The organism is Marinobacter sp. es.042 (assembly GCF_900188315.1).
GTDB lineage: Bacteria > Pseudomonadota > Gammaproteobacteria > Pseudomonadales > Oleiphilaceae > Marinobacter.
The window spans coordinates 155,032-179,011 of the sequence record NZ_LT897781.1 but is presented as its reverse complement, the minus strand read 5'-3'; the positions used below and the strand labels follow the sequence as shown (position 1 = coordinate 179,011).

30 protein-coding genes are annotated in these 23,980 nt (G+C 56.2%); 15 read left to right on the top strand and 15 right to left on the bottom strand.

Features of this window, described 5'->3' with window-relative positions:
• Window positions 1-167: 167 nt before the first annotated feature.
• The 4 genes from CFB02_RS00930 (at window position 168) to CFB02_RS18135 (ending at window position 2,589) form a co-directional block, all read left to right on the top strand.
• On the top strand, window positions 168-929 hold the full coding sequence (locus tag CFB02_RS00930) for an SDR family NAD(P)-dependent oxidoreductase (RefSeq protein ID WP_088556496.1): 762 nt from the start codon (window positions 168-170) through the stop codon (window positions 927-929).
• A gap of 27 nt (window positions 930-956) precedes the next feature.
• Window positions 957-1,601, top strand: a complete 645-nt coding sequence (locus CFB02_RS00925) for a TetR family transcriptional regulator (RefSeq protein WP_088556495.1) — start codon at window positions 957-959, stop codon at window positions 1,599-1,601.
• A gap of 255 nt (window positions 1,602-1,856) precedes the next feature.
• Window positions 1,857-2,300 carry a YHS domain-containing (seleno)protein gene (locus CFB02_RS00920; protein ID WP_088559121.1) on the top strand — a complete coding sequence of 148 codons (444 nt, stop codon included), beginning with the start codon at window positions 1,857-1,859 and terminating at the stop codon, window positions 2,298-2,300.
• A gap of 121 nt (window positions 2,301-2,421) precedes the next feature.
• A complete protein-coding gene (locus CFB02_RS18135) occupies window positions 2,422-2,589 on the top strand; it encodes a hypothetical protein (RefSeq protein ID WP_008172490.1) in 168 nt (55 codons plus the stop codon).
• Window positions 2,590-2,591: 2 nt separating this feature from the next.
• Here CFB02_RS18135 and CFB02_RS00915 read toward each other — a convergent pair whose 3' ends face one another.
• Window positions 2,592-4,148 carry an HAL/PAL/TAL family ammonia-lyase gene (locus tag CFB02_RS00915; protein ID WP_197694030.1) on the bottom strand — a complete coding sequence of 519 codons (1,557 nt, stop codon included), beginning with the start codon at window positions 4,146-4,148 and terminating at the stop codon, window positions 2,592-2,594.
• A gap of 4 nt (window positions 4,149-4,152) precedes the next feature.
• Window positions 4,153-5,319, bottom strand: a complete 1,167-nt coding sequence (locus CFB02_RS00910) for an AMP-binding protein (protein ID WP_088556493.1) — start codon at window positions 5,317-5,319, stop codon at window positions 4,153-4,155.
• Between the two features lie 209 nt (window positions 5,320-5,528).
• Here CFB02_RS00910 and pyp point away from each other — a divergent pair, with 209 nt between their 5' ends.
• From pyp to CFB02_RS00895, 3 genes are all read left to right on the top strand, one after another.
• A complete protein-coding gene (pyp, locus tag CFB02_RS00905; protein WP_088556492.1) occupies window positions 5,529-5,942 on the top strand; it encodes a photoactive yellow protein in 414 nt (137 codons plus the stop codon).
• Between the two features lie 136 nt (window positions 5,943-6,078).
• On the top strand, window positions 6,079-7,017 hold the full coding sequence (locus CFB02_RS00900) for an NAD-dependent epimerase/dehydratase family protein (protein ID WP_088556491.1): 939 nt from the start codon (window positions 6,079-6,081) through the stop codon (window positions 7,015-7,017).
• A gap of 37 nt (window positions 7,018-7,054) precedes the next feature.
• The gene (locus CFB02_RS00895) at window positions 7,055-7,735 is read left to right on the top strand and encodes an arginine N-succinyltransferase (protein WP_088556490.1); all 681 of its coding nucleotides are present in this window, start codon (window positions 7,055-7,057) and stop codon (window positions 7,733-7,735) included.
• Window positions 7,736-7,783: 48 nt separating this feature from the next.
• Here CFB02_RS00895 and CFB02_RS00890 read toward each other — a convergent pair whose 3' ends face one another.
• Entirely contained in the window at window positions 7,784-8,119 is a 336-nt protein-coding gene (locus CFB02_RS00890) for a thioredoxin family protein (RefSeq protein ID WP_088556489.1), read from the bottom strand.
• A 2-nt stretch (window positions 8,120-8,121) separates the two neighbouring features.
• Window positions 8,122-8,754, bottom strand: a complete 633-nt coding sequence (locus tag CFB02_RS00885) for a DUF1294 domain-containing protein (RefSeq protein WP_088556488.1) — start codon at window positions 8,752-8,754, stop codon at window positions 8,122-8,124.
• A 228-nt stretch (window positions 8,755-8,982) separates the two neighbouring features.
• On the opposite strand from CFB02_RS00885, the gene CFB02_RS00880 reads away from it, so the two are divergent.
• A complete protein-coding gene (locus tag CFB02_RS00880) occupies window positions 8,983-9,534 on the top strand; it encodes a hypothetical protein (protein ID WP_227519283.1) in 552 nt (183 codons plus the stop codon).
• Between the two features lie 36 nt (window positions 9,535-9,570).
• A complete protein-coding gene (locus CFB02_RS00875) occupies window positions 9,571-10,185 on the top strand; it encodes a PEGA domain-containing protein (protein WP_088556487.1) in 615 nt (204 codons plus the stop codon).
• 27 nt (window positions 10,186-10,212) lie between these two features.
• Here the strand turns inward: CFB02_RS00875 and CFB02_RS00870 are convergent, their stop codons facing one another.
• Window positions 10,213-10,506 carry a hypothetical protein gene (locus CFB02_RS00870; RefSeq protein WP_088556486.1) on the bottom strand — a complete coding sequence of 98 codons (294 nt, stop codon included), beginning with the start codon at window positions 10,504-10,506 and terminating at the stop codon, window positions 10,213-10,215.
• Window positions 10,507-10,766: 260 nt separating this feature from the next.
• Between CFB02_RS00870 and CFB02_RS00865 the strand changes: the two genes are divergently transcribed.
• Window positions 10,767-11,111 (top strand): PBPRA1643 family SWIM/SEC-C metal-binding motif protein, encoded by a 345-nt coding sequence (locus CFB02_RS00865; protein ID WP_008172500.1) that lies wholly within the window; start codon window positions 10,767-10,769, stop codon window positions 11,109-11,111.
• A 27-nt stretch (window positions 11,112-11,138) separates the two neighbouring features.
• Window positions 11,139-11,573: a DUF3010 family protein gene (locus CFB02_RS00860; protein WP_088556485.1), complete on the top strand. Its 435-nt coding sequence runs from the start codon at window positions 11,139-11,141 to the stop codon at window positions 11,571-11,573.
• Window positions 11,574-11,645: 72 nt separating this feature from the next.
• Here CFB02_RS00860 and CFB02_RS00855 read toward each other — a convergent pair whose 3' ends face one another.
• Complete coding sequence (locus CFB02_RS00855; RefSeq protein ID WP_088556484.1) at window positions 11,646-12,845, bottom strand: MFS transporter; 1,200 nt, start codon at window positions 12,843-12,845, stop codon at window positions 11,646-11,648.
• Window positions 12,846-13,069: 224 nt separating this feature from the next.
• Between CFB02_RS00855 and ggpS the strand changes: the two genes are divergently transcribed.
• Together ggpS and gtfA are read left to right on the top strand one after the other, a co-directional pair.
• Window positions 13,070-15,343 (top strand): glucosylglycerol-phosphate synthase, encoded by a 2,274-nt coding sequence (gene ggpS / locus CFB02_RS00850; RefSeq protein WP_088556483.1) that lies wholly within the window; start codon window positions 13,070-13,072, stop codon window positions 15,341-15,343.
• Between the two features lie 17 nt (window positions 15,344-15,360).
• On the top strand, window positions 15,361-16,803 hold the full coding sequence (gtfA, locus tag CFB02_RS00845) for a sucrose phosphorylase (RefSeq protein WP_088556482.1): 1,443 nt from the start codon (window positions 15,361-15,363) through the stop codon (window positions 16,801-16,803).
• Between the two features lie 48 nt (window positions 16,804-16,851).
• Here the strand turns inward: gtfA and CFB02_RS00840 are convergent, their stop codons facing one another.
• The 5 genes from CFB02_RS00840 to rho all read right to left on the bottom strand — a co-directional run bounded on the left by CFB02_RS00840 (window position 16,852) and on the right by rho (window position 19,835).
• Window positions 16,852-17,292 carry a DUF4174 domain-containing protein gene (locus CFB02_RS00840; protein WP_088556481.1) on the bottom strand — a complete coding sequence of 147 codons (441 nt, stop codon included), beginning with the start codon at window positions 17,290-17,292 and terminating at the stop codon, window positions 16,852-16,854.
• Between the two features lie 193 nt (window positions 17,293-17,485).
• Complete coding sequence (locus CFB02_RS00835; protein ID WP_088556480.1) at window positions 17,486-17,905, bottom strand: hypothetical protein; 420 nt, start codon at window positions 17,903-17,905, stop codon at window positions 17,486-17,488.
• Window positions 17,868-18,500 (bottom strand): nucleotidyltransferase domain-containing protein, encoded by a 633-nt coding sequence (locus CFB02_RS00830; RefSeq protein WP_039881949.1) that lies wholly within the window; start codon window positions 18,498-18,500, stop codon window positions 17,868-17,870. The genes CFB02_RS00835 and CFB02_RS00830 overlap by 38 nt, the downstream gene beginning before the upstream one ends.
• Window positions 18,501-18,531: 31 nt before the next feature.
• Window positions 18,532-18,744: a hypothetical protein gene (locus tag CFB02_RS00825; protein ID WP_088556479.1), complete on the bottom strand. Its 213-nt coding sequence runs from the start codon at window positions 18,742-18,744 to the stop codon at window positions 18,532-18,534.
• Between the two features lie 38 nt (window positions 18,745-18,782).
• Window positions 18,783-19,835, bottom strand: coding sequence for a transcription termination factor Rho (rho, locus tag CFB02_RS00820; RefSeq protein ID WP_227519281.1), 1,053 nt, complete (start codon window positions 19,833-19,835; stop codon window positions 18,783-18,785).
• Window positions 19,836-19,983: 148 nt separating this feature from the next.
• Here rho and CFB02_RS00815 point away from each other — a divergent pair, with 148 nt between their 5' ends.
• Window positions 19,984-20,526, top strand: a complete 543-nt coding sequence (locus CFB02_RS00815; RefSeq protein ID WP_088556477.1) for a nucleoside 2-deoxyribosyltransferase — start codon at window positions 19,984-19,986, stop codon at window positions 20,524-20,526.
• Window positions 20,527-20,657: 131 nt separating this feature from the next.
• On the top strand, window positions 20,658-21,458 hold the full coding sequence (locus CFB02_RS00810) for a class I SAM-dependent methyltransferase (protein WP_088556476.1): 801 nt from the start codon (window positions 20,658-20,660) through the stop codon (window positions 21,456-21,458).
• Window positions 21,459-21,510: 52 nt separating this feature from the next.
• Here the strand turns inward: CFB02_RS00810 and CFB02_RS18065 are convergent, their stop codons facing one another.
• The 4 genes from CFB02_RS18065 to CFB02_RS00790 form a co-directional block, all read right to left on the bottom strand.
• On the bottom strand, window positions 21,511-21,690 hold the full coding sequence (locus CFB02_RS18065) for a hypothetical protein (protein ID WP_157677778.1): 180 nt from the start codon (window positions 21,688-21,690) through the stop codon (window positions 21,511-21,513).
• Between the two features lie 394 nt (window positions 21,691-22,084).
• Window positions 22,085-22,396: a helix-turn-helix domain-containing protein gene (locus CFB02_RS00800; RefSeq protein WP_088556475.1), complete on the bottom strand. Its 312-nt coding sequence runs from the start codon at window positions 22,394-22,396 to the stop codon at window positions 22,085-22,087.
• A 148-nt stretch (window positions 22,397-22,544) separates the two neighbouring features.
• Window positions 22,545-22,850 carry a hypothetical protein gene (locus CFB02_RS00795; RefSeq protein WP_088556474.1) on the bottom strand — a complete coding sequence of 102 codons (306 nt, stop codon included), beginning with the start codon at window positions 22,848-22,850 and terminating at the stop codon, window positions 22,545-22,547.
• A 116-nt stretch (window positions 22,851-22,966) separates the two neighbouring features.
• A complete protein-coding gene (locus tag CFB02_RS00790) occupies window positions 22,967-23,857 on the bottom strand; it encodes an alpha/beta fold hydrolase (protein WP_088556473.1) in 891 nt (296 codons plus the stop codon).
• Window positions 23,858-23,980: the final 123 nt, after the last annotated feature.

Here is a 23,980-nt window from a genome sequence, read left to right as displayed (position 1 = left end):
TAAACCTCGCAGTTCACATCGCACTATCAGGCAACCCCAAGGCCGTATTGATCAAACGGATTTTCAATTTCAGCACCGGAAACACAAATAAGTGACCACCGGTCATTTACAGACAGAAAACGCCGCAGTATATTAAGTGACCATCGTTCATTTAAATGGAGAGAATCATGTCGTACGTGGTTATTACTGGCGCCAGCGCCGGCATTGGCGAGTGCTTCGCCCGGGCACTCGCCGCGGAAAAACAGAATCTGATTCTGGTGGCTCGCCGGGAAGAGCGCCTGAATGCTCTGGCCGCAGAATTAAAGAAACAGCATGGAATTGAGGCCATCGTCCTGAAAGCCGACCTGGCGGACCAGACCGGCGCCGACGTACTGGCCCGGCGGATCAACGAGGGCGGCTGGCCGCTTGCCGGCTTGATCAACAACGCCGGGTTTGGCGACCGCGGCGCCTTTGCCGATCTGGCCCTGGAACGACAGCTGGCAATGATCCAGGTGAACATCACCTCGCTGGTCTCCCTCACCTGGCAGCTGCTGCCAGCCCTGCGCAAACAGAGCAGCAGTTTTGTGATCAACGTGGCTTCCACCGCGGCGTTCCAGGCCGGGCCGAACATGGCCATTTACTACGCCACCAAAGCGTTTGTGTTGTCGTTCTCCGAAGCGCTTCATGAGGAACTCAAAGGAGCAGGTGTTGCGGTGAGTGCCTTGTGCCCAGGTGCCACTGATTCAGAGTTTGCCCAGGAAGCACACATGACTGACACCAAACTCTTCAAAGCCGGTACCATGACAGCCGAGGATGTAGTCAAGAAATCCCTGGCCCAGCGCAGAAACGCCATTGTGATTCCGGGGCTGCGCAACCTGCTGATGATCTGGTCTGGTAAACTCTCGCCCCGGGCCGTAACACGACGGCTGGCCGGGTGGCTGCAAGCCTGATGTGGGCCAACAAACGAGCATTTTGAGGTGGTTTTGAAGCACAGACTATGCGGTGGTAAACAACGCGCCCGGACCGAGTCAGACAAGGCGCTACGGGAACAGCAGATACTCGATGCGGCGGAAAGGCTGTTTCTGGAGCACCGGTTCCACGGCCTGACCCTGGCGGATGTGGCCCGCGAAACCGGGCTCACCAAAGCGGCACTGTATCGCTACTTCCGCAGCAAGGAACTGCTGTTCATTGCCGTTTATCGCCGCGCAATGTCAGGCTGGGTTTCAGACGTTGAAGCCGTTGGCCCGGACAGTTTCCCCAACCAGTTTGTAGACCGCATCCTGGCCCACCCAGTGTTCTGCGGTCTCACCGCCATCCTGCACATTGCTCTTGAAACCGGCCTGAGCGAAGAGGAGGCCCGGGAGTTCAAACTGTTCCTGCTGTCACAGTCCCGGCGTCTGACGGCCGTCTTCGCTGCAGCGACAGGCCAGGAGGAAGCGGCCTGTTTTCGGTATCTGATGCAGTGCCAGCAGGCGTTGATTGGCTGTTGGCATATGTCCCACCCGCCGGAGCCGGCCCGCAAAGCCATGCAGGTGGAACCGTTGACAGTGTTTCAGGTGGAATTCTCCGACACACTGGGAAACCACCTGAGTGTTCTGACCGAAGCGTTTATTCGACAGTAGAGTCAGTGTCTTGCCCTACTCACCGCCTCCGATTTTGTGGCTACGGAAAGTGGCAAAGCAGCTTCTGCACATCTTTTTATGACCCGCAGGTTTCAGGGCGCGAAACAAAACCACCTCGTTTGTGTCCATAGAGTGGGAGAAAACATCAACGATTCAGCATGCGCCAATATCGCCAGCGCAGCATGGCTGTGTTTTGTGGCAAAAGGCTGCACAGGCTTCTCGGTTGAAGAACCAAATCCCTCGGGGGACACCGACATGAACAGACGACTGGCATTCATCACCTTCGCACTCTTCTTTACCGCTGCTGCATGGGGTTCTCAACCTGCCGTCTACACCGGCCTGCTGAGCAACACAGGAGCAGGCGGCTACGACACAGTCAGCTACTTCGAAACGGGAAAACCAGCCAAAGGCTCGCGCGACTACACCACAGAGCACCTGGGCGTAACCTGGCGATTCGCGAGTGCAGAGAACCTGACGCGCTTCGAAGCCAATCCTGAACGCTACTTGCCTGCCTACGGCGGCTACTGCGCCTGGGCGGTTGCCCAGGGCTACCTCGCCAAAGGCGACCCTCAACACTGGGCCATCCGCGATGGCCGGCTGTATCTCAACTATAATGAGTCAGTTCAGGATCGATGGCTGAAGGACACAGAGGGCTTCATTCGACAGGCAGACGCCAACTGGCCAAAGGTTCTGGAATAACGAATAGAATGGGTCTCGGTTTAATCTCAAACACGCCGGTGGTAGCAGCCCGCCAGCGGTCTGCCCCGCTGCAAATACCGTACTACTCACGATGCATTTTAAATCAGGACCGGGGTGTCTTATGGAATACGAACACGCTATTGTGAAATTTGAAGGCGACGTTGCCGTTCTGCTCTGCAACGGCTGTGGCATCAAGATCACAGAGGGCACCAAGCACGAGGACCGTGAGCATTACTGCACCATGTGCATGAGCGGGAATTGCAAAGCGAAATTCAAGAAAGGGAACTGAAATCACCCCTGGAGTTGATTATCCGCTAGAGTGCCCGGCAACTGAATGCTCTGCGCAAGGTCGGCGATATCTCGATTCAGAGGGCGGTCGTTGGTCAGCCGGGGCACCCTCAAGCGAACCCAGGCCAGCAATTCGGCAACTGCATTGCCGGGAGCGTAATCCGGGGCTTGCTCCAATCTCAGGTCCACAGCCTGGGCCACCATTAACGCATCAATGGCCAGCAGGTTCTTCAACAACGCCAAAAGCTCTGCGGTGCGGCGGGCGCCAATCGTTCCCATGGTGACTACGTCCTGATTATCGCCGTTGGTCGGTATCGACTGGATAGACGCCGGAATCGCTTTGGTGCGCATCTCCGCGAGCAGGGCACTGGCCGTCACCTGGGCACCCATAAAGCCACTCTGAAGCCCCGTGTTGCCGGGCTGCAGAAACGCCGGCAGGCCTTTGTTCAGCCGTGGGTTGCACAGACGGGCAATCCGCCGCTCCGCGTGCACGGCCATCGTGATAACAGCGTTGGCCAGGGCGTCTGAGGCAAACGCCACGTGCTGGCCGTAAAAATTGCCGCCATGGAGCACGCCGTCCAGGTCGTCCGGAAGAATCGGGTTATCGGTCACGCTGTTCAGTTCGATATGAACGGTCTGGTTGTGCCAGTCGATCTGATCGCTGACGGCGCCTAAAAGCTGGGGTGCACAGCGCAGGCTGTAGGGGTCTTGGATGGCGCTGTCCAGGCGGGTCACTTCGCCGGGACTGACCGTGTGTGAATCTTCTGACCTTCGATCTGTTGGCTTGACCAGAAGGTTCAACCATCGGTGCAGGCGCTGCTGGCCCGGATGAGGCCGAACCTCACCGAAGGCCGGATGCCAGGCTTCCAACCGGCCATCAAGCACTTCAGCATGGCCTGCGCAGAGCAGCGTGCTCCAGCGCAGCGCCCGATCAGCGCCTGTACCATTCAGACCCGCAATGCCGGTCATTGCAGACGTGCCGTTCACCAGCGCCAGGGCATCTTTCCCGCCAGGCTCAAACGGCTTGATGCCAATACTCCGCAACACCTCGTCGGCCCGCCTGGGCTCACCGCCCGCCAGACACATCTCGCCCTGCCCCATTAGGGCGCCGGCAATGTGAGCAAGCGGGGTAAGGTCGCCGCTGGCACCAACGGTGCCCATGGAGGGCACCACCGGAACGGCGTCGCGGTTCAGGCACTGCAGGAGCGTATTGAGAGCCGCGATAGAAATGCCCGAATGGCCTTGCGCCAGGGCACTGATGCGCGCCGCCATCGTAGCGCGGGTTTGCAGGCGGCTCAGGGGTGCGCCAACGCCGGCGCTCAAGTGGGCAATGAGGTTTCTCTGCAACGCTCCGGAATAATCACTGCCCACCAGGGTATCGGCCAGCGGCCCGTAACCGGTGGTCACACCGTAGATGCGGCGGTTTTCCTGCAGGTAACGAGAGAGGCGATCGTGGCTGGACTCAATATTCCGTTCCACCGCCTCGGTCAGAAGTAACGGCAATCCGTGGGCAACGGCTTCAAGCTGGTTCAGCGACAAACCCGCGGAGGTGAGTTCCACACACTTACCAATCACAGAGTTTTCCCATGGCGTTCCTGGGCAGCGCATCGCCCAGCGTCAGGTTGATGGGGCGTTCGGCGGCAGAAAGACTCGCCTTCAGCCAGTCACGCAGTTCGGCTTTCAACCCATCATTTGCGTGATGTTCGGCAACAATGAAAGCTTTCAGGCGCTTGCCATGGTCGGTCGCCATCGGACGCACAGAACAGCTCTCGACCTCGGGGTGACTTTCAATAAAGGCCCTGACCCGGTCTGGCCAGACATTAACGCCGCCTACCTGAATGGCCTCATCTCGCCGCCGCAGGGGAATCAGGGTACGCTCTGATTGCCATTCAACGTGATCGGGGAGCAGGCCGACAGTGCCCGCATCAGACACCAAATGGTCGCCATCCTGCCTCTTCCAATGTTGGAATAGCTGAAAGCCACGCCCGGTCTCCGTGCGCCATGCAATGCCGCCGGTATCGCTGGCGCCATACACCTCAATCATCGTCGCCAGGCCCTTCGCCAGAGCCGCCCGAACAACCTCCGGTGGGCAAGGCGCTGTCGACGTCACGCCGATCACTCCCGGCGACAGCGCATGGCGGGCACTGCCCAGATACTGCCACCACTCCGGAACGGCCAGCAGCAGGTCGCCATGCTGGAGGTTGTGATGGGCTTCTTCAACAGCCTCTCCACCGTGGATAAGCGTCAGGTTCAGTTCCTCACTAAGCAGCGGCCCCCAGATGAATCCATAGATATGATGCAGGGGCACCAGGGCAATGATGCGCCGGGCATTACCAACAATCTCTCTGATTTCCCGGACTTCCGAAAGAAGGTGAGCAAGCCTCTGGGCCACCAACTTTGGTTCGCCCGTGGTCCCGCCAGAACGGAACCAGATCTGATCGAGCGTGCCATCGTTGAGGTTGTTACAAATCAGTTCACTCCATTCGCTCAATCGATGGCGCCGCAACAGCCATTCCTCAGCGCTGGTTTTCTCAAGCTCAAAGAACTCCGTCACACGACGGGCAACCGCCAACTCATCCAGAGAATCCAGAGCGGCTGGGCCATCTCGCAAATGGTCGCTGGCCTGTAAATCAAGCAGCAATTCGTTTACGGCTACCCCACGGTCGGCAGCCAGCGTCGCAGCCACCAAGTGCTGCAGGGTTGCGATGCAATTAGAACGGGAAAGCGGCATGGTCAGTACTCAACGGCGTTTAATACAGGTCTGGCGCTAAGAATGCTTATGAACCTAATTACTAACGGTTACGCTGATTTGTTAAAAAACGACGTTCGCCTGGCTGCGGCTTATGTAAAAAATTGTCAGCAGCCGCTTATCCATGCACCGATTTCCCGCCTTGTACGTAAGGTTTGACAACCTATCTATTGCTGTAAGGGGTGCACCGAATGAAAGTGAAACGCGTGAAGTTTGAAGTGGAAGACCTCGAAAACGCGATGTCCAGCCTGAGCGACTCCGAAATCGATAACCTCATGTTCGGCGCCATTGAGCTGGACGCAGAGGGCACCATCCTGCGTTACAACATTGCGGAATCCGAACTGACCGGCCGAAAGCCCGACGAGGTGATTGGCCGGAATTTCTTCAACGACGTTGCTCCGTGCACCAACAGCGACGAGTTTTCCGGGCGCTTCTTCAAAGGGGTCGAAACAGGCGAATTCAACGCCGTGTTTGAGTATGTGTTCGATTACCAGATGGAGCCGACCAAAGTGCGGATCATCATGATCAAGTCTGTCAGCCAGGACAGCTATTGGCTGTTGATCAAGCGGAAGCTCCTGAATGAGACCCGTGAGCAGAGTCAGTAGACGAGTTCGGGGGCAATTCCTCGATGTAAAGGAGCCCGAAGAATAGGTCTGGCCTGGTCTTCGAGGGTTTTCTGCGCTTGGGATAATCTTTCCACTCCGTATACACTGCCCTTCGACAAGCTACGGAGCCAAACCTATGCAAACCATCCTCGGCGCCAGCGGCCAGATTGGGCGGGAACTCGCGCTCAGCCTGAAACGCGACTTCACCAGTGACATACGGATGGTCAGTCGAAAGCCTCAGAAGGTGAACGATACCGACCAGCTGGTCAGCGCGGACTTGCTGAATGCCGATGACGCCTTGCAAGCGGTTGAGGGCTCAAGCATCGTTTACGTAACCGTGGGTTTGCCAATGGACACCCAGCGCTGGGTGGAGCAATGGCCCGTCCTGATGCGCAACATCCTTCAGGCCTGTGAGCGACACAACGCCAAGCTCGTGTTTTTCGATAACACCTACATGTATCCGCAAACGGCAACACCCCAAACCGAAGAGACGCCGTTTCAGCCCAATGGCGCGAAAGGGGAAGTTCGAGCCGCCATCGCCAGAGAACTGATGCAAGCGATGGACGAAGGGCGAGTGAATGCCATGACCTGCCGCGCCCCGGAGTTCTACGGCCCCGGAAAAACTCAAAGCATCACCAATGCGACGATCCTCGACAAGCTGAAAGCCGGCAAGAAGCCAACCGTCTTTCTTCGCGACGATACGCTACGAAGCCTGATCTACACGCCGGACGCCAGCCGTGCCATGGCCCTGCTGGGCAATACGCCCGGCGCCTATGGACAAACCTGGCACCTGCCCTGCGATGACCAGCGCCTGACCTACCGACAGTTCATTCAGCTGGCGAGTGAGATCTTCCATACCGACAGCCAATACAAGATACTCAAACGCTGGCAACTGAAGTTGGCTGGGTTTCTTAACCAGCAAGTCCGGGATGCAGCGGAGCTGTTGCCGCGCTACGAGGTGGACAACATTTTCGTGTCTGACAAGTTCAAGAAACGGTTTCCGGAGTTTCGCGTAACAACATTCCGGGAGGGTTTGACGGCGGTGGCAGAAAAGCCGAAGGCTGCACGGAACTAACGGAACGAATTCAAATGGAAATCAGGTGGCATTGGCAATGAATGAAACAACCGACGATAAACCAACATCCGCGCGACCACCCGCAAAGAAGGGCTTCAGTGGCCTGCATGTCTTTGGCATTGTCCTGCTTACCATCGTTGTCACTGTCGGCATTGGTTACTGGTGGTTAAGCCACTATGTGTTCCCAGACAACTTCGAACCCGTAACCCTGAATGCCAGTGAACAGGATTCACTCAACAGCAAATTGAACACCCTGGGGATTGACACCCAAGGTGGTGGATCTGCCGGCCCGTTAAAGCCAGAGCCCTACAGTGAGGAAGGTGCCAGCCGGGAGGTACGCTTCAGCGAGCGGGAACTCAATGGCATGCTCGCCAACAACACGGATCTGGCTCAACGACTTTCCGTCGATCTCTCGGACGATCTTCTGAGCGCGGTGCTTCTCGTACCTTTTGAAGAAGGTTTCCCTGTACTCGGCGGCAGAACGGTGCGGGTAAATGCAGGAGTTGAACTCTCCTTTGCCAACGGTCGCCCGCTGGTTAAGTTAAAGGGAGTGAGCCTGATGGGCGTTCCCATCCCGAATGCCTGGCTAGGCAACCTCAAGAACGTGGATCTGGTCAACGAGTTCGGTGCCAACCCGGGGTTCTGGCAATCCTTTGCAGCCGGCGTGGACTATATCCAGGTCCAGGATGGGCGGTTGCTCGTTCGGCTCAAGGAATAGCCTTTGACGTGTTGCGTGACCAACTCAGAAGCAGATCGTATGCCCGATTCAGTTCTGCGCCATAAGCTCATAGGGCCGCTCCAGCGCAGAACGTACATCGCCAATAGAAAACACCCTGGCGAATTCCGCGAATCGCTGCCCGTCAAACCAAAGCTGGACAACAGGCAGAGAAAAAATACCCTGCGCCGCACATAATGGACCGGCGGCCTCCTGACAATCGATGTAAGCGATGGCCAGCTTGGGGAATTCCTCGTTGGCCAGCGCCTCCAACCGAGGCTTGATGGCCTGACAGACGCCACAGGTTGCTCCCCCATATAGAAGCAGCACCGCAGGGCTGGACTTCAACAAGTCCGCCAAAGCCTCTTCTGAACAGACCTTCTGCATAACTACATCCTGATGAGCATGACCGGTTTAATCTCCAGCGCCTGCCGCGCAAACTCGGCATCCGGCCAGAACAACAGCCAGCCGAGCACCGCAAGATTGAGGATCACATAAACCCAGAAGACCACCTGAAACGAGGTTTTGCGGGTTTTATGACGAAAGAATTGCTGGCCCACCAGCGCACCCGGCCAGCCACATAGAAGCTCAAAAAGGTGTAGCCGTCCCTCCGGCACGCGCCGGTTGCCACTCTCGGCGGCTCCTTTGTCGATCGCGTACATCAAAAAGGTAACCAGGCTCATCACCCCATAAGCCACCGGCAAAAGAACCGGCACATAGCCCAAAAGATACAACGTCGACACCGCCCCACCGACTGCTGCAGCAATCAACAGCGCAAACCAAACTCCGGGCGCGACCGCTGCGCGTTGACGTGCGACGCCGGCGTACTGGAAACTGGCCGCTCTTAACCGCCCTTTCTCGTCTTTGGTCTGCGAGTAAACGACCTTACGGCTGGCCAAGGGCCTGCCCCGCCCCTTATAGGCGCTGATGTGAGCAAACAGTCGCTCACCCCCGTTTTCCGGTGTGATAAAACCGAAGCCCTTGGCATCGTTCCATGAGGTGAGAGAGCCTTTTTGATTCACTTATTTCTTCCCTGAATAGTAAGTTTTGTGCCTGACACAAAAAGCCCGCAGCACTGGAACAGACTCCAGAGCGGACTTTCCGTGACATTTCACGAGATTTTACTCCGGTTAGCCCCTCAGTTCATAGCAAGCTCACCAAGGCTCAGCTACCATGGCGCGCCGCCATAAGCTCCGGCGTGTCGGCAGGGAATAACTCAAAATAATCAATTAAGTAAGAAGGAATCTACTGTGCGAAACGCAAGGATCCTGGCAGTGCTGGCTGCTCTGCTGTACCTCACCGGCTGCGCCTCCGGCGCCAAAATGGGCAACATGGTGTATGAGGGGCCAGTGAAGGCCTACGACACAGCCCTGGAAGACAATGTGGATGTCACCAACGTATCTGGCGGTGAAAAAACAAACCCCGCCTGGACTTCTGAAATCGACAACGACGCGTTCGCTGGTGCCCTGAAGCAAACCCTGCAAAAACAGGGACTGCTCGCAGGCTCCGGCCGCTACCAGCTCGAAGCGCTCCTGCTGGAAGTTGACCAACCCATGTTCGGTCTGGACTTCGAGGTAACCACCCACGTGAGATACATCCTCACTGACCGCGATAACAACGGTGCCGTGGTTCTGAATGAAACGGTTGTCGCCCCCTACACCGCCACCATTGCCGATGCATTCGCCGCTATCAAGCGCCTGAGACTGGCCAACGAAGGCTCCGGCAAAGCCAACATTCAGGGTCTGCTCGACAAACTCGCCGAACTGCAAATCCAGCCCGGTGACGTCTCCCTCACGCAATAACGTTTCTGGAACCACGTTCTACAACAAGGAAGAATCATGAAGTACTCCCTACTCCTCACACTCGCTGCAATCGCGTTTCTGTCGACCGGTTGCGCGTCGGTCGTCTCAGGAACCGACCAGAAGCTCACCTTCAACAGCGAGCCCGAAGAAGCCACCGTTACGGTTTCCGGCCGAGTGCTCGGTAAAACGCCACTGACAGTGCCAGTGGACCGGGGCTCCAACCAGTCCATTACCTTTGAGAAGGAAGGCTACGAGACCTACACCGCTCAGCTCTCTACCACAACCAACCCCTGGTTCTTCGGGAACATCGTGATCGGCGGGCTTCTGGGTTCCACTACCGATGGTGTTTCAGGGGCCATTCACGAGTTCTCACCGGACCAGTACTTCGTCACCCTAAAGCCTGACACCCCGACCGGGATCTCCACCTCCAAGCCGCGACAGATCAAGGAGATCATCATCGCGTTCAGCGGAGAGTTTCGCCACCAGCTGGCAAGCGGTGGCGGTGAAAAGGTGGACACCATCGTGCAACTGCTGGGTGTCGATGCCTCCCAGAAAGACACCACCATCCGGGCACTGAACCAGCTCGCGCTGGCGAACCAGAACGACCTGGAGCTGGCCAAAACGATTATTGAGGTTTACGGCGTTCAATAGAGCGCCACTCTGGAAAATTTCCGGCCATTACATGGATGTTTTATCCTCTTCGGACATTCCATCCTTTTTCATGGCGCCTTTTTCCATTCCCTCTTTCTTCATGTCCTCCTCCATCATGCTTTCGGTCTTCATCCCGTCATGCATGGTGTCCATGGTGTCGGACTTCATGGAGTCTTTGGTCATACCGTCATCTTTCATGTCGTCCTGCATCATGGTGTCGTCCATTCCCTTGTTGCCCTTGACCATGTCGTCTGCATGGGCCGGGGCCATCAGGGCCAGGGTGGTACCGAGTGCCAGAAGCGTCGCTGTCAGGCTTTTCATTGTGCATTCTCCTTATTGGAAATAGTGTCTATTGGACACTGCCGACCCCATACCTGAAGACCAGCAGCATCAGAATGCAGACTAAGCAGGAACGCTTACGCGGCCGTCACGGCTGGGTAAAAAGTCGATCAAGGAAAGGTCACAAATCCGTCACAGGGGAGCGGGCGGATTTCGTATCTCCCTATATCCCCGCCTCCGAAAGCATGCTAAAAGACTGCTCCCGGCAGCAGCCCGGGCATTCTCCCCATCAGGATCTCAGCATGTCAGACAAATTTTTCTTCAAAGGCCGGCAGGACGCACGCCAGCACCACACCGCTTACGGCGGCTTTCAGACCAACGCCAGCCAGAAGAGTGGCAGCAAGAAATACCCGCTTACGCTGGTGGTGACCAGTGACGCGCGCAAGCAGGAAGTCGAAGCGCAAGTGGCCAGGGCAAAGCTGTACGCGAACATCTCGGTGGATACCCGCGAGGGCGCCGTTGAGTCCATTACCGAGCTCACTGCTATCCTGACCAAAGGCGGCACAGTTACCACGGTAAAATCGCCTTCACGTAACGATATCTGCAACTGCGGTAGCGGGCTCAAATTCAAGAAGTGCTGCGGCTGATAACAGGCGGGCACGGGGGAAATGGCTATGATTGTGTGCGGCGTTGAGCTTACCGGCAGTGATGCAGTGGTGTGTTTGCTGAATATGGACCGGGGGCAGTTCAACCTGCCGGAATGCAAGGTGCGCAAACTGTCACTGCCAAAAAACCATAGCCGTGAAGACCTGAAGCAATTCCAGGCGGCCTTTGCCGCCTTAATGGCCGAGTACGGCGTGACTCACGTCGCAATCAAAGAGCGGATGCCCAAAGGCAAATTTGCCGGTGGTGCTGTCAGCTTTAAAATGGAAGCGGCCATTCAACTGATCGCCGACATCGAATTGACGGTGACCCTGCTGCCCTCCGCTCTCATCAAGTCCACCCTGGCAGCCAACCCGCTGCCCATTGCGTTTGCAGAGACGGGTTTGAAGGCCTTCCAGGAAGCGGTCTTCGTTTCCGCCTATGTAGGGCAGCTACAGAGCCAATGACTTCCCGGCTATCGGAAGCTCGAACGCGGGTCACTCAGCGTCCTTGGAGCGGTGAGCCGGTGCGATAACTGTCTACCGCTCAATCATTTCAACAATCTCATGGGACGATTGCGCCATCGGCTCAAAATGCGCCTGCTCGCCCGCGGTGAGCACGGAGACATGGCGTACCTGATAGATCGCATAGGTGGCGAGCAAGCCCAGAACAACCGCCATGTAAACAGGCATGCCATGAGGGCCCACAAGATTCATAATCAAACCCACGAGCAGAGGCGCCAGGGCAGCGCCCGCTCCGTGCAGTACCAGCATGTCCGTAGAACCGGAAACCACCTCGTCGGGGTGTAGCTGATCGAGTAGCTGCGCCACACCCAGCGGGTACAGCGAAAACGACAGACTACCCCAAACAAAGAATACGGCCATCAGTGACGTGTTGCTCCAGGCCAACGGCATCATCAGGCACATTCCGGCCGCCAGCGCCGCCACAACAACCAGCACCTTCCGACGGTCCTGAGTATCGGAAAACCGGCCGATCGGGATCTGCAGCAGCGCGCCACCCACAATGGTCAAGCTCATCAGCAGGCCAACCTCAGACAGGCTGAAGCCGAGTTTGCTGGCGTACAGCGGTGCCATCCCCCAGAAAGCGCCCATGGCAAGGCCGGAGAGCGCCGAGGTAGCAACGGCCAGCGGCGCAAAGCCGATGATTTTCTTCAGACTGCTCTTGGCCCGCTCGGGAATGTGAGGTTGGCTGCGACTGCTGATGGTGATGGGCAGCAGCGCCCAGCAACTGAGGATGGCCGACACCGAAAACAGCACCAACAGCTCGCCCGGGCTCAGCCTGAGCAGTTGCTGAGCCAGGGCAATTCCCCCAAGGTTGACCACCATATACATGGCGAAGACCCGCCCGTGCTCGTGCTTCTCAGCGCGGGCGTTTAGCCAGCTCTCCGTCACCGTCATCAGGGTGACCAGGGACAATCCGTAAAGGAAGCGAAGCGCCATCCATGCCCAGGGATCAACCCATAGGGAGTGCAGCAGCGCGATGGACGCGCACACCGCCGCGCAAAACGCAAAGGTACGGATATGGCCCATGCGGCGGATCAAACGGCCACTGATAAAGATGCCGCAGGCGAACCCCACGAAAAAGCCGGACATGATGACGCCGATCCGCGCCGTGGAAAAACCCTGTTCATTGGCCGTGACCGCCAGCAGCGTATTCAACAAGCCACTGCCGAGCTGTAATAGCGCGACACTCGCGAGAATTGCACCAATAGGGCGCATTAAAGTCCAGATACACACCTCCCTGCCCTGAAATGAAAGGGCTTGTTTGCCTCAGACAGCAAGCACTTGGGGAGTGTTGTTCAGTTTTTGTATCGCCCTGATCGCCGTGCCACTGCTTACTGGCCTGCAATCGCTGCGCCATAGGTGACGCTGTTAAATCCGATTCCGGTATGAAAGCTGCAACGCATTCCTTATCTGAGCAAAAGTTTCGATAGGAGCAGACTATGTTACTGGCCACCGATCTCGATGGTACTTTTCTCGCAGGCGACCCCGACAACCGGCTTAAACTCTACCGACTGATCGCTGGCCATCCCGAAATCGACCTGGTGTTCGTGACCGGTCGAGGACTGGAATCCGTGCTGCCCCTGTTATCGGACCCCACCATTCCACAGCCGAACTACATCATCTGCGACGTTGGCTGCACGGTGGTGCACGGCGAGTCGCAGCAGGCCATCCAACCGCTGCAAGGCGAGATCGACGAACTCTGGCCGGGTGAACAGATCATTGAGGACGCTCTGTTGCCCTTTGAAGGCCTGCAACGCCAGGAAGTGCCACAGGAACGCCGGGTGTCCTACTTCTGCGACGGCGACGTGGTCACCGATGAGCTGGTCGCCCGCATCGAGACCCTGTACTGCACTGCGCTGTTCTCCAATCACAAATACCTCGACATTCTCCCCCAGGGCGTGAACAAGGGGCGCACCCTGTCACGGCTGGTTAAGCACCTGAACGTGGACCCCGAATCCGTTCTGGTCGCGGGCGACACCCTGAACGACTTGTCGATGTACGAACACGGCTTCAAAGGCGTGTGTGTGGGCGAGTCGGAACCCGGCCTGATTGAGGCCACAGAGCACAAAGCCCGGGTCTTCCACGCCGAGGCAGCGGGCTGCGGCGGCATTCTGGAAGCGTTTGAGCACTTCGGCTACCTCGGCCATCTGGGCATCGAAGCCGAAGCGCCGGAATTCATGAATCGCGGCAAGTCCGACCTGGTGATCGTGTACCACCGCCTGCCCTACGAAGAAGTGGTGGAAAACGGCGAACTGATCCGCCGTCGCCCCAAATCCCCCAATGGCATCATCCCCACGCTGCTGAGCTTCTTTGCCGACGGCAAAGCCGGCTCCTGGGTGGCCTGGTCCATTGACGACCCGGACCTGGGCCCGTTCCAGACCCACACCGAAGTAGATACCGATCGCTACGAAAAACTGGTGGCCGCGCGGGTGCCCCTAAGCAAAGACGACGTCGAGATTTTCTACAAGCGGTTCTCCAAGGAAGCCTTCTGGCCAACCCTGCACACCTTCTGGGAACGGGCCACCTTCCACGATGATCACTGGCAGGTGTTCCTCAAGGTCAACAAGCAGTTTGCCGAGCGCGCGGCCGAGGAAGCCGCCGAGAACGCGGTGGTGTGGATTCACGATTACAATCTATGGATGGTGCCGGCCTATCTGCGCGAGATTCGCCCGGACCTTACCATTGCCTTTTTCCATCACACCTATTTCCCCTCAGCAGACGTGTTCAACGTGCTGCCCTGGCGCCGTGAAATCGTTGGCAGCCTGTTGCAGTGCGATCACATCGGCTTCCATATTCCCAGGCAGGCGGAAAACTTTGTCGATGTGGCGCGCGGTGTCACGCCCCTGGAAGTCACCCAGAAAGCCGGCTGTGCGCCCCGGTTCCTGACCTACGGCTGTGCCGTGGGCCTTGATGAGATGAGCACCGAAATCAAGGTGAATGATCGCAAGATCGGCCTGGGCGCCCACCCGGTGGGGCTGGACCTGAACCGGGTGCGACATGCCCTGGCAGACCAGAGCGTGATTGACCGCATGGAAACCCTGCGTAACGAACTGATGGACGTTCGGCTGATTCTGTCGGTCGAGCGCCTGGACTTCACCAAAGGCATCATCGAAAAGCTGGATGCCTACGAACGCATGCTCAACGAGCACCCGGAGCTGAAAACCAAAGTTACCCTGATGATGGTCTGCGTGCCGGCGGCCGCCGGGATGACCATCTACGAGGAACTGCTTTCCCAGATCGAGCAGACGGTCGGTCGCATCAACGGCCAGTTCGCACAGGTGGGCTGGACGCCCGTGCAATTCTTCTTCCGCGCCCTGCCGTTCGAGGAACTGGTGTCTTACTACACCATGGCGGACGTGATGTGGATTACACCGCTGCGGGACGGCCTGAACCTGGTGGCCAAGGAATACATCGCCACCCAGGGCCTGACCCAGGGCAGTGGCAGGCTGGTGCTCTCGGAATTCGCCGGCGCCGCCGCCGAACTGCGCGGTGCCATCCTGGCCAATCCTCATCACCCCCAGGACCTTGCCGACACCTGCTACTACGCCCTGGCCATGAGCCGCAGCGAAGCACAGAATCGGCTCAGCGAGGCCTTTGAAGTGGTCAGCCGTTACGACATCGATTACTGGGGGCGGGAATTCATCGACACCGCCGAGCAGCGCCGCGCGACCAAACTGAAGAAAATTCTGCCCATTGGTCACTGCGCCGCCTGAACGGAGGAAACCACACCATGTTGCTCAAAAATGCAGTGCAGTTGATCTGTTACCCGGACCGGATCGGCAACGATCTGAAAGACCTTTACACCGTGGTGGACACGCATCTGTCCGAAGCCATCGGCGGGCTGCACATCCTGCCGTTTTTTCCCTCCAACGCCGATGGCGGCTTCTCGCCGCTGACCCACAAGGAAGTGGACCCGAAGGTGGGCACCTGGGACGACATCGAAGCCTTTACGGCAAAGTACGATCTGTGCGTGGATCTGACGGTTAATCATATCTCGGACGAATCGCCGGAGTTCACCAACTTCATTGCCAACGGCTTCGACTCGGAATACGCCGATCTGTTTGTGCACGTGGACAAATTCGGCGATATCTCACCGGACGACATGGCGAAGATTCACATCCGCAAGGAGAAAGAACCCTTTCGGGAAGTGACCCTGTCCGACGGCACCAAAACCCGAGTGTGGTGTACCTTCACCGAGCAGCAGATCGACCTGAATTACGAATCCGACCTGGCCTATCAGCTGATGGAAAGCTACATCGGATTTCTGACTTCAAAAGGCGTTAATCTGCTGCGGCTGGACGCCTTCGGATACACCACCAAACGGATCGGCACAAGCTGCTTTCTGGTGGAACCGGAGGTGTATCAGATCCTCGACTGGGTCAACCAGGTTGCCTTGAAACACGGGGCGGAATGCCTGCCGGAAGTACACGACAACACCAGCTACCAGTACGCCATCGGCCGCCGCAACATGCACCCCTACGGCTTTGCCCTGCCGCCGCTGCTGCTCTATTCACTGCTGGACGCTAACAGTGTGTATCTGAAGAACTGGCTGCGCATGTGCCCGCGCAACATGGTCACCGTGCTGGATACCCATGACGGCATCTGCATTCCCGATGTGGAAGGCGTTTTGCCGGATGAGAAAATCAAAGTACTGATCGACAACATCGACGCCCGCAGCGCGGACCCCATCATGAGGCGCTCGGCGGCCAACATTCACAGCGTGGGTGCCATCTATCAGCTCACCTGCACCTTTTATGACGCGCTGATGCAAAACGACGACGCCTACATCGCCGCCCGGGCCATCCAGTTTTTCACCCCGGGCATCCCACAGGTTTACTACGTGGGGCTGCTGGCCGGCTGTAACGATCACGAACTGATGGAACAAAGTGGCGAGTTGCGGGACATCAATCGGCATTACTACAGCCTGGAAGAGGTGGAGCAGGACATCCAGAAACCGGTGGTGCAACGCCTGCTAAGCCTGATGAAGTTCCGCAGCAACTACCCGGCCTTTGATGGGCACTTCGAACTGAACTATTCCAACAACTCAAGCGTGGCCATGGCCTGGCGTCATGGCGACTATTACTGCCACCTGTTTGTAGACCTGAACTTCAAAACCGTGAAGGTCACTTACACCGATGTGGAAACGGGGGAAACCAGACACCTGGAGTGCTGACCGAGGGGCTGGATGCGCTGTGTGAGGTTATTGATCGGGTCTAATGCTTCAATCAGCGCGCATCTCCCGAATGCGCATCGGCATGCCGTCGATACGGCGGAAAATAGCGTCGAGGTCGAGACTGGATTCGCGGCTTTTGATGCCGCCGTCTTTGCCGATCAACAGGACCCGGCCATACGAACGGGACTCATCAAGAACAGCCTTGATGTCGCTTTCGAGGCTGCTCGAAACCGCTTTCTGATTTGAAACCACATCCGACCCGGTGTTCACAAACCAGACAATATCCCGGTCATCGATCTCGGCCCGGGCACTCCTGAGCGTTTCGATCTCACTGCTATTTTCACTGGTGGCGTGAACCAGGATAAGCCGGTTTTTCCACTGGTAGTCGTCCAGCCTGTTCATGTCGGCCCCTTGAGTAGTCAGTGTGATGATTAAAAGCATCAACGTCAGAACGGTGCGCTTTTTGGTGACGGCTAAGTTGAAGCTCATTTTCTTGCTCCCGTTATCGTTCTCCCTGTAGAGCTACGAGAGTTTGTGCTCAGTTGATCAGGCGAACTGCCTGAGTGGATCGTGAAACCAGTGGCGATTACCAGATAAGCGGCTGCAAAGACTTCGACAAATCAAAGCCCAACTGCTGGGTGAGCAGCCCTGGATTCGATGCAAGAGTTTGACGATACGTTCTTCAATCGCCCGTTAGCCTGAGAACGGCCTCCTCGATCTCTTCTGCAATTTTGAGAACACTCTGAACCAAGGCAGGGCTCAGGTCGATCTCCCCTTCATATTCCGCCAGATTTCTCTTTTTATGGGCTTGATCAAGCACCCGCCATTTCGCCGCCGACAACCCCAGGGTGTGTTGTAAACATTGAAAGACGAGATAGCGATTGTCCGACCGATAACCGCAATGCCGTAAAGCGGCGAGTGACAGCGCATGTGCAGCGTTATACGAGAGATCAAAACGGCTTTCGATGCTAAGCGATTCAAAACGTGCATCGTTCAAACGAACGGTCCCAGAGCGTATCAATCCTTGGATTTCTTCTGCATCGGGAGGCTCCCGATGGAGCTTATTAATCTTGACCAGATTGTCGAGAGATTCCGAATTCATCCAAATTCCCTTTAAGTAGGATGTAAGGCCCATCCAGGACCCTGGTAAGGAAAGATTGCTGTTTCACAATACGGCTTCTGAAGTCGCTTCGAGTATACACCGTAGGATTAATGGTCCGAGCGAGCGAACGTTCTGCCGGATCAAGGGTCTCGAAAATATCTTCCAGACTCACAGTGTCGGATACTAGCAAGAGATCAACATCGCTTCCCGCGTGATCAACACCCTTCGCCACCGAGCCGTAAAGCAACGCGATATCAATCTCAGGGTACAGAGGTTGCAACGCAGCATCGATCTGAGATTCTGGGCCGAGCAATTTCGTCACCAGAGAGGCGAGCTCAAAGTAAATCGGGGATTCCCGATTTACTCTGTAGCGCTTTTGCCGGCCTCGATGATCTTGAAAAACGAGTCCGCAATCGACCAGCCGCGCTACCTCTCGTTGCACTGCACCAGACCCTGCGCCAACCGCATCAATTACCTCACGTAGAGCAAATTCGGCATCGGGCCTCAAGAAAAAAAGCTTTAAAACCTTTTGCCGGGTCGCGGGGAAAAGCGCTTCCGCCATTCCCATTTGCTTCGAAAGCTGTTGATTTCCCATACAAACCCCGAAATACCCAATTAAGGTACAATTATACCCAAAATGGGTCGAAAAGCACCTCTCTTAAACTGTCGCTGAAGAAACCACAGAAAACCTCTGCGACATTGGCGCCGAGGACTGCATCGTTGGCATCTCCGGATTCATCTTCGGCTCGAAAGAGCCCGAAAGGAAAAGCCGATTCCATGGCCTTAAAAACCGTATCAATATCCTTTTCAAGCACCCGCTCGACGTGAATGTGGAACATGCCTACTCCTCAAAAACGCCCTGTCTTGAACGCTACGCTTACGCCTTATCAAAAGAATGGGGGATGTTTTTCAGAAGCTCGGCGTTTGTGGGGTACTTCTCAAGCAGCTCCACCAACTTTTTTGTGCCCTCTAGCGGTTTGAGACCGCCAAGCGCCCGTCGCAATGCTCTTATTTTGTCTAAATCTTTTGGATCCAACAGCAGCTCTTCACGGCGTGTACTGCTTTTAGAAATGTCCAGCGCGGGAAAAATTCGCTGATTCGCAACGTCTCTCGATAACACCAGCTCCATGTTCCCCGTGCCCTTGAATTCCTCAAAGATAACCTGGTCCATGCGGCTGCCCGTATCCACCAGAACGGTTGCCAGAATGGTCAGCGAGCCGCCATTCTCAAGGTTTCGTGCAGCGCCAAACAACCTCCGCGGGATCTCCATCGCTCGAGCATCCACCCCGCCAGACATAGTACGACCGCTGCTCTTTCGCTCCGCATTATGCACACGCGAAAGCCTCGTGAGAGAATCAATCACAATCATAACGTTGTGACCCTCGCCCGCTTGTTGGCGAGCGATATCAAGAAGTTCATCGGCAACGCGAACGTGATGAGCATAGCTTTCATCCGAAGAAGAAGCGTGTACCTCAGCCGGGACGCTACGCCTGAAATCAGTGACCTCCTCGGGTCGCTCATCTATCAATAACGCGTAGAGTTTAATCTCGGGATACGCCTTTCCCACCGCCTGGCAAATATGTTTTAAAACCGTCGATTTTCCAGACCCCGGCGGCGCAACGATTAAACCTCGCTGCCCCATGCCAATCGGCGTGATCAAATCCATCGCGCGCACCGTGAGCTGTTCGGAACCCAACTCCAGGCGAATCCCCGGCGCGGGATTGATAGCCACAGCATTTAAAAAACGTTTTTGTGGATCAGCCTCACTTTCAACCTCAACCTTAGCTTCGGTTTCCGTGGCCACTGGTTTAGGATCTTTTTTTCGTGTTCCGGTTAAACCTAATGTCTTTCTCGTCATGATTGTTTGATAGCTCTTGTTTGATAGATATTTTTCGACAAACACCGCCCAAGGCAAAACACCAGTGTGCACAAAATACGTCTGTCCCGATTTTCACTCATGCGAACGGTCGCAAAGGAACGTGAAAACAGGCTGGCGAGTATGACCACGCTGCACCATTTCTGCTACCTCCAAAATACTGGATGCTATCCTGCAGTCTCATCAGCTCTATGAGGCACCCATGACGAAGCCAAAACGAATCTACCTCGCCGGCCCGGAAGTTTTCTTCCCCGCAGCTGAACATCGGGCCATCGTGGCCGAGAAAAAACGCCTGCTTCAGGAAAACGGACTGGAGGGCGTAGACCCGCTGGATACTGAACTGGCGCTGTCCGCCAACGAGGCGAAATTCAGGCGCGGGCATCGGATCTACCGGGCCAACCGGGAACTGATGGACAGCTGCCAGGCCATCATCGCCAACCTGACCCCCTTCCGCGGCATCAGCGCGGACCCGGGCACCGTCTTTGAGGTGGGGTATATGATCGGACAGGGTAAACCCGCCTTCGGGTTTACCCTCGAAAGCCGATATTACCGGGAACGAGCAGGCGCCACCGACCTGGACGAACTGGGCCATACCATTGAAGACTTTGAAATGAGCGACAACCTGATGATCGAGGGCGGAATCTACAGTTCAGGTGGCCAGCTCTTCGTGGCAGAGCAGCCCGGCGAACACCGGTACTTTGCGGCCGAGCTGTTCCGCCGTTGCGTGAGGGCGATAAAAAAATAAATCGGTCCCGGTTTCCCCCAAGCTAGCTCATGGTGACGAAGTGCAGGCGTTGCTACAGTGAAACAAGACCACCGGTTTCCCGTATCCATTACCTAGCAGCAAAAGTCAGCAGCACAGGAAGGGAAGAACCCATGAGCAAAAAGATCGATCTCTACAGTAGCTCGTACAGCAATTACTCGCTGGAAACCTACAGCCAGGTCCGGCTGGAGACCTATGGCGAGGACTATGGGCAAACCAGCTGGGTTTCGACTGAAGAATCCCACGAGATACCCGAGTTGCTTCAGCTGACATCAGATTCATCGGTCCTGGACATAGGGTGTGGATCTGGCGGCTACGCTGTCGGCCTGGCAAAGCGTATAGGCTGTCGGGTTTTAGGGTTCGAGCTAAATGCGTCAGGCGTGAAAACGGCGAATGCGTTGGCCGAAGATGAGAAGGTCAGCGACCTCGTGAAATTCGAACAACACGATGCGTCTGAAGAATTGCCCTATGAAGATAATTCGTTCGACGCCATCTATTCCACGGATGTCCTGTGTCATGTCCCTCGTCGGCGAGAAGTTCTCTCCAACACACAACGGTTGCTCAAACCTGATGGGAAATTCGTCTTTAGCGACGCTTTGGTGATTGGGGGACTGCTTTCCTATGAAGAGCTTGAGAATCGATGCCCAGACGGTCTGTATTTTTTCAGCCCTCCCGGCGTCAACGAGCAATTAATACAAGAATCCGGCCTCAAGCTGCTTGAAGCTCGCGATACCACCGCGAACTGTGCTCTGTTGTCCAAACGTTGGCACGATGCGCGCGAAAAACGAAAAGAGGCACTTATCGCCTGTGAGGGTGAAGAGAACTTTCTGGGCGTGCAGCGATTTTTGGCCGGCGTTCACAGGTTAACGAGCGAGAGGCGTTTGTTGCGCTTTTTGTACACTTGTTCGAAATAGAGAGCGGCAACTGGGTACGAGCAGCATTGCCAGCACGTCGGCATTGAGCAAGTCAGAGCCTCCGCAACGCATCATCAAGATCGGATGACGACGCAGTACCGGACTCCGAGTAGGCAAAGCACTGCTGAACATTGCGCCTGGAGCTTTCCCGCTCAACCGGTGAGATCGCCACCTCCCGCGCAGCGTTGTCGGGAATCCGTAAAACGTTCACGACCGGCCCGTCAAAAGCCATAACAACAAGCCAGCGCCCCCGAGAAGAAGCACTGCAAAATGGACCGCCAGGTTCTTGCGGACAGTTGGGGCGGGCTTGGCGTTGAAACTGAAATAATCCTCACCAAACAGCCCAACACCGCACCGCTCACAGTAGTTTTTCGAGTAAGAGACCCGGAGCTCAGACGGCTCAAACCTTTTCCGACAGCTGTAACAACTGGGTTTTATCACTTCGAGCTCCGACTCGTCTGGGAAACCGGGCACAATCACCCTGGCCTGTCTTGGCATCAGCTTTCACGGACAGGGGAAATACCGTCGATCTCAGTAACCGTTTTTGCATCCGCCCGTTCAATGATTTTGAGGTGCATTAATAGTTCTGTCCCGGTTTTCACGGTTTTCAAAGCTCCCAGCCTCGGTCAAGCCGCGCGACCAGATCCATTATCCTCACCTGCCTGCAAGGTCCAGGTCATGCCTAAAGCGCGTCCCGCTTTTACAAGCGTTGTGATGGTGACACCGGTATCCTTCTCATCAAGAAGGCGGTTAACCACTGTGCGGCTGGTGTGCATTTTCTGGGCAAGTTGAGACTTGTTCACACCGGTCTGCCCCATTGCCTGCTGAATCTGCCAGACGATTACCCGCTTCAGCGCCTCAGCTTCTAGTTGCTCAAGGGTGCCGTCAGCTTCAAGCAGATCATCGAGAGAGCTGCCAACGTGTTTATGCTGTGTCATCTTTTTGCTGCCATAAATACGACGTTAACCGTTTTCATTGTCATACAACCCCTTTCCTTGGAGCAAACCAATTGTACCTATTTAGGTACACTCATGCCAGCCTTCTACTCATGCATTACCCATCCTCAGAAAACCGGTTTCCCGAGCTTCAGCTTTCACGAACAGTGGAAATACCGTCGATCTCAGTAACCGTTTTTGCATCCGCCCGTTCAATGATTTTGAGGAGTGTGGACTGAATGGTTTCGTCTTCCCTGGCATCACCGCCACTTGCGAACGTCTGCTTCTGGGGCTCCGCGCCCTCTTCCTCGGTATAAGAAATCACAACCTCGCTGGCTGAACCGGGCGTTTTGCCAGAGTTCGCTTTACCAAAGTACTCCAGCGAAACCAACGGATAGCCGTGAAAGCCCTTCTTAACCTGCTTCGCAATACGCTTTTTCGCTTTATCCACATTCATAGTGAGGGCCTGTCGCTGCGGTTGTTATCTGAGTGCGCATCCGCACCCAGTCGATACCATTCGCCAATTCTATGCCCTTAACCCCATCCAAAATAGCTCTGCCCCGGTTTTCGCTGTCACCGTAAAAACCGGGCCAGGAAATCCAGCTGATCTTCGATGGACCGATCCAGAGCTTCGCCCCGATAGACATCAAAATGGCCGACCGGATAGTGCTTCACTTCCGCGTTCGGCATTCTCTCGGCCGCTTTGACCGCAGCACTAGCCGGGGCGACCGTATCGTGGTCGCAAATCAACACCAGTGCCGGGCAGGCGACTTTGCTGGCCAACCGGATGGGCCGGAAAAGAGGAATGGCATAACTCACACCCGCTGCGACGTAATTCGACGCGTTATCGGCCAGCAAGGGAACATACCCCTCGTGGCAGTCCTCAGCGGTCATCATGCCCAACTCGCCGGGACGGCCGGCAGATGCAATATACCGGGGAGACATCCCCAGCCCACGACGAAGCCAGTCGACCGTTCCGTGCCAGGTCAGGCGCATTGCCTGCATTAGACCGGCGTAGCCGACAACCCCCAGCAAAGACGCCAGACCATCCATCATCGGGCATTGGGAGATGGTGCATTTTACGTTCCCATCCTTTGCCGCAGCCGCAATCACCAGCCCGCCAGAGAACGACGTTCCCCACAGGCAAATACGGCTGCCATCGACACGGTCCAGCTGCCGCACAAAAGTCAGTGCCGCCAACCAATCTGCCACTTCCTTCCAAGGGCTCAGCGTCTGCCGTGGCTGGCCATCACTGTCACCGAAATGGCGGTAGTCAAAGGCAAAGACCGCATAACCCGCATTGCAGAAGGCTTCTTTAAAAGGTGCCAGACCACTGGCATGAGTCAGTCCAAAACCATGAGCCATGACGACACACGGTAAACCTTTACTGTCGGCATCCGGCGTATAGAGAACACCGCGGCAGGTTGTACCATCGCTCTGAAATTCCAGGGGCGTTTCGATCATTGTTTGGCTCGCATGCTTGAAGGTCGAGAGTCTCAGGATAGCCCATTGCTTCACGATCTAACCGGCAGTTCAATAATCTCACAAACCACACCGTCTTCACTCACCTGCAACCGCCCCACCGTG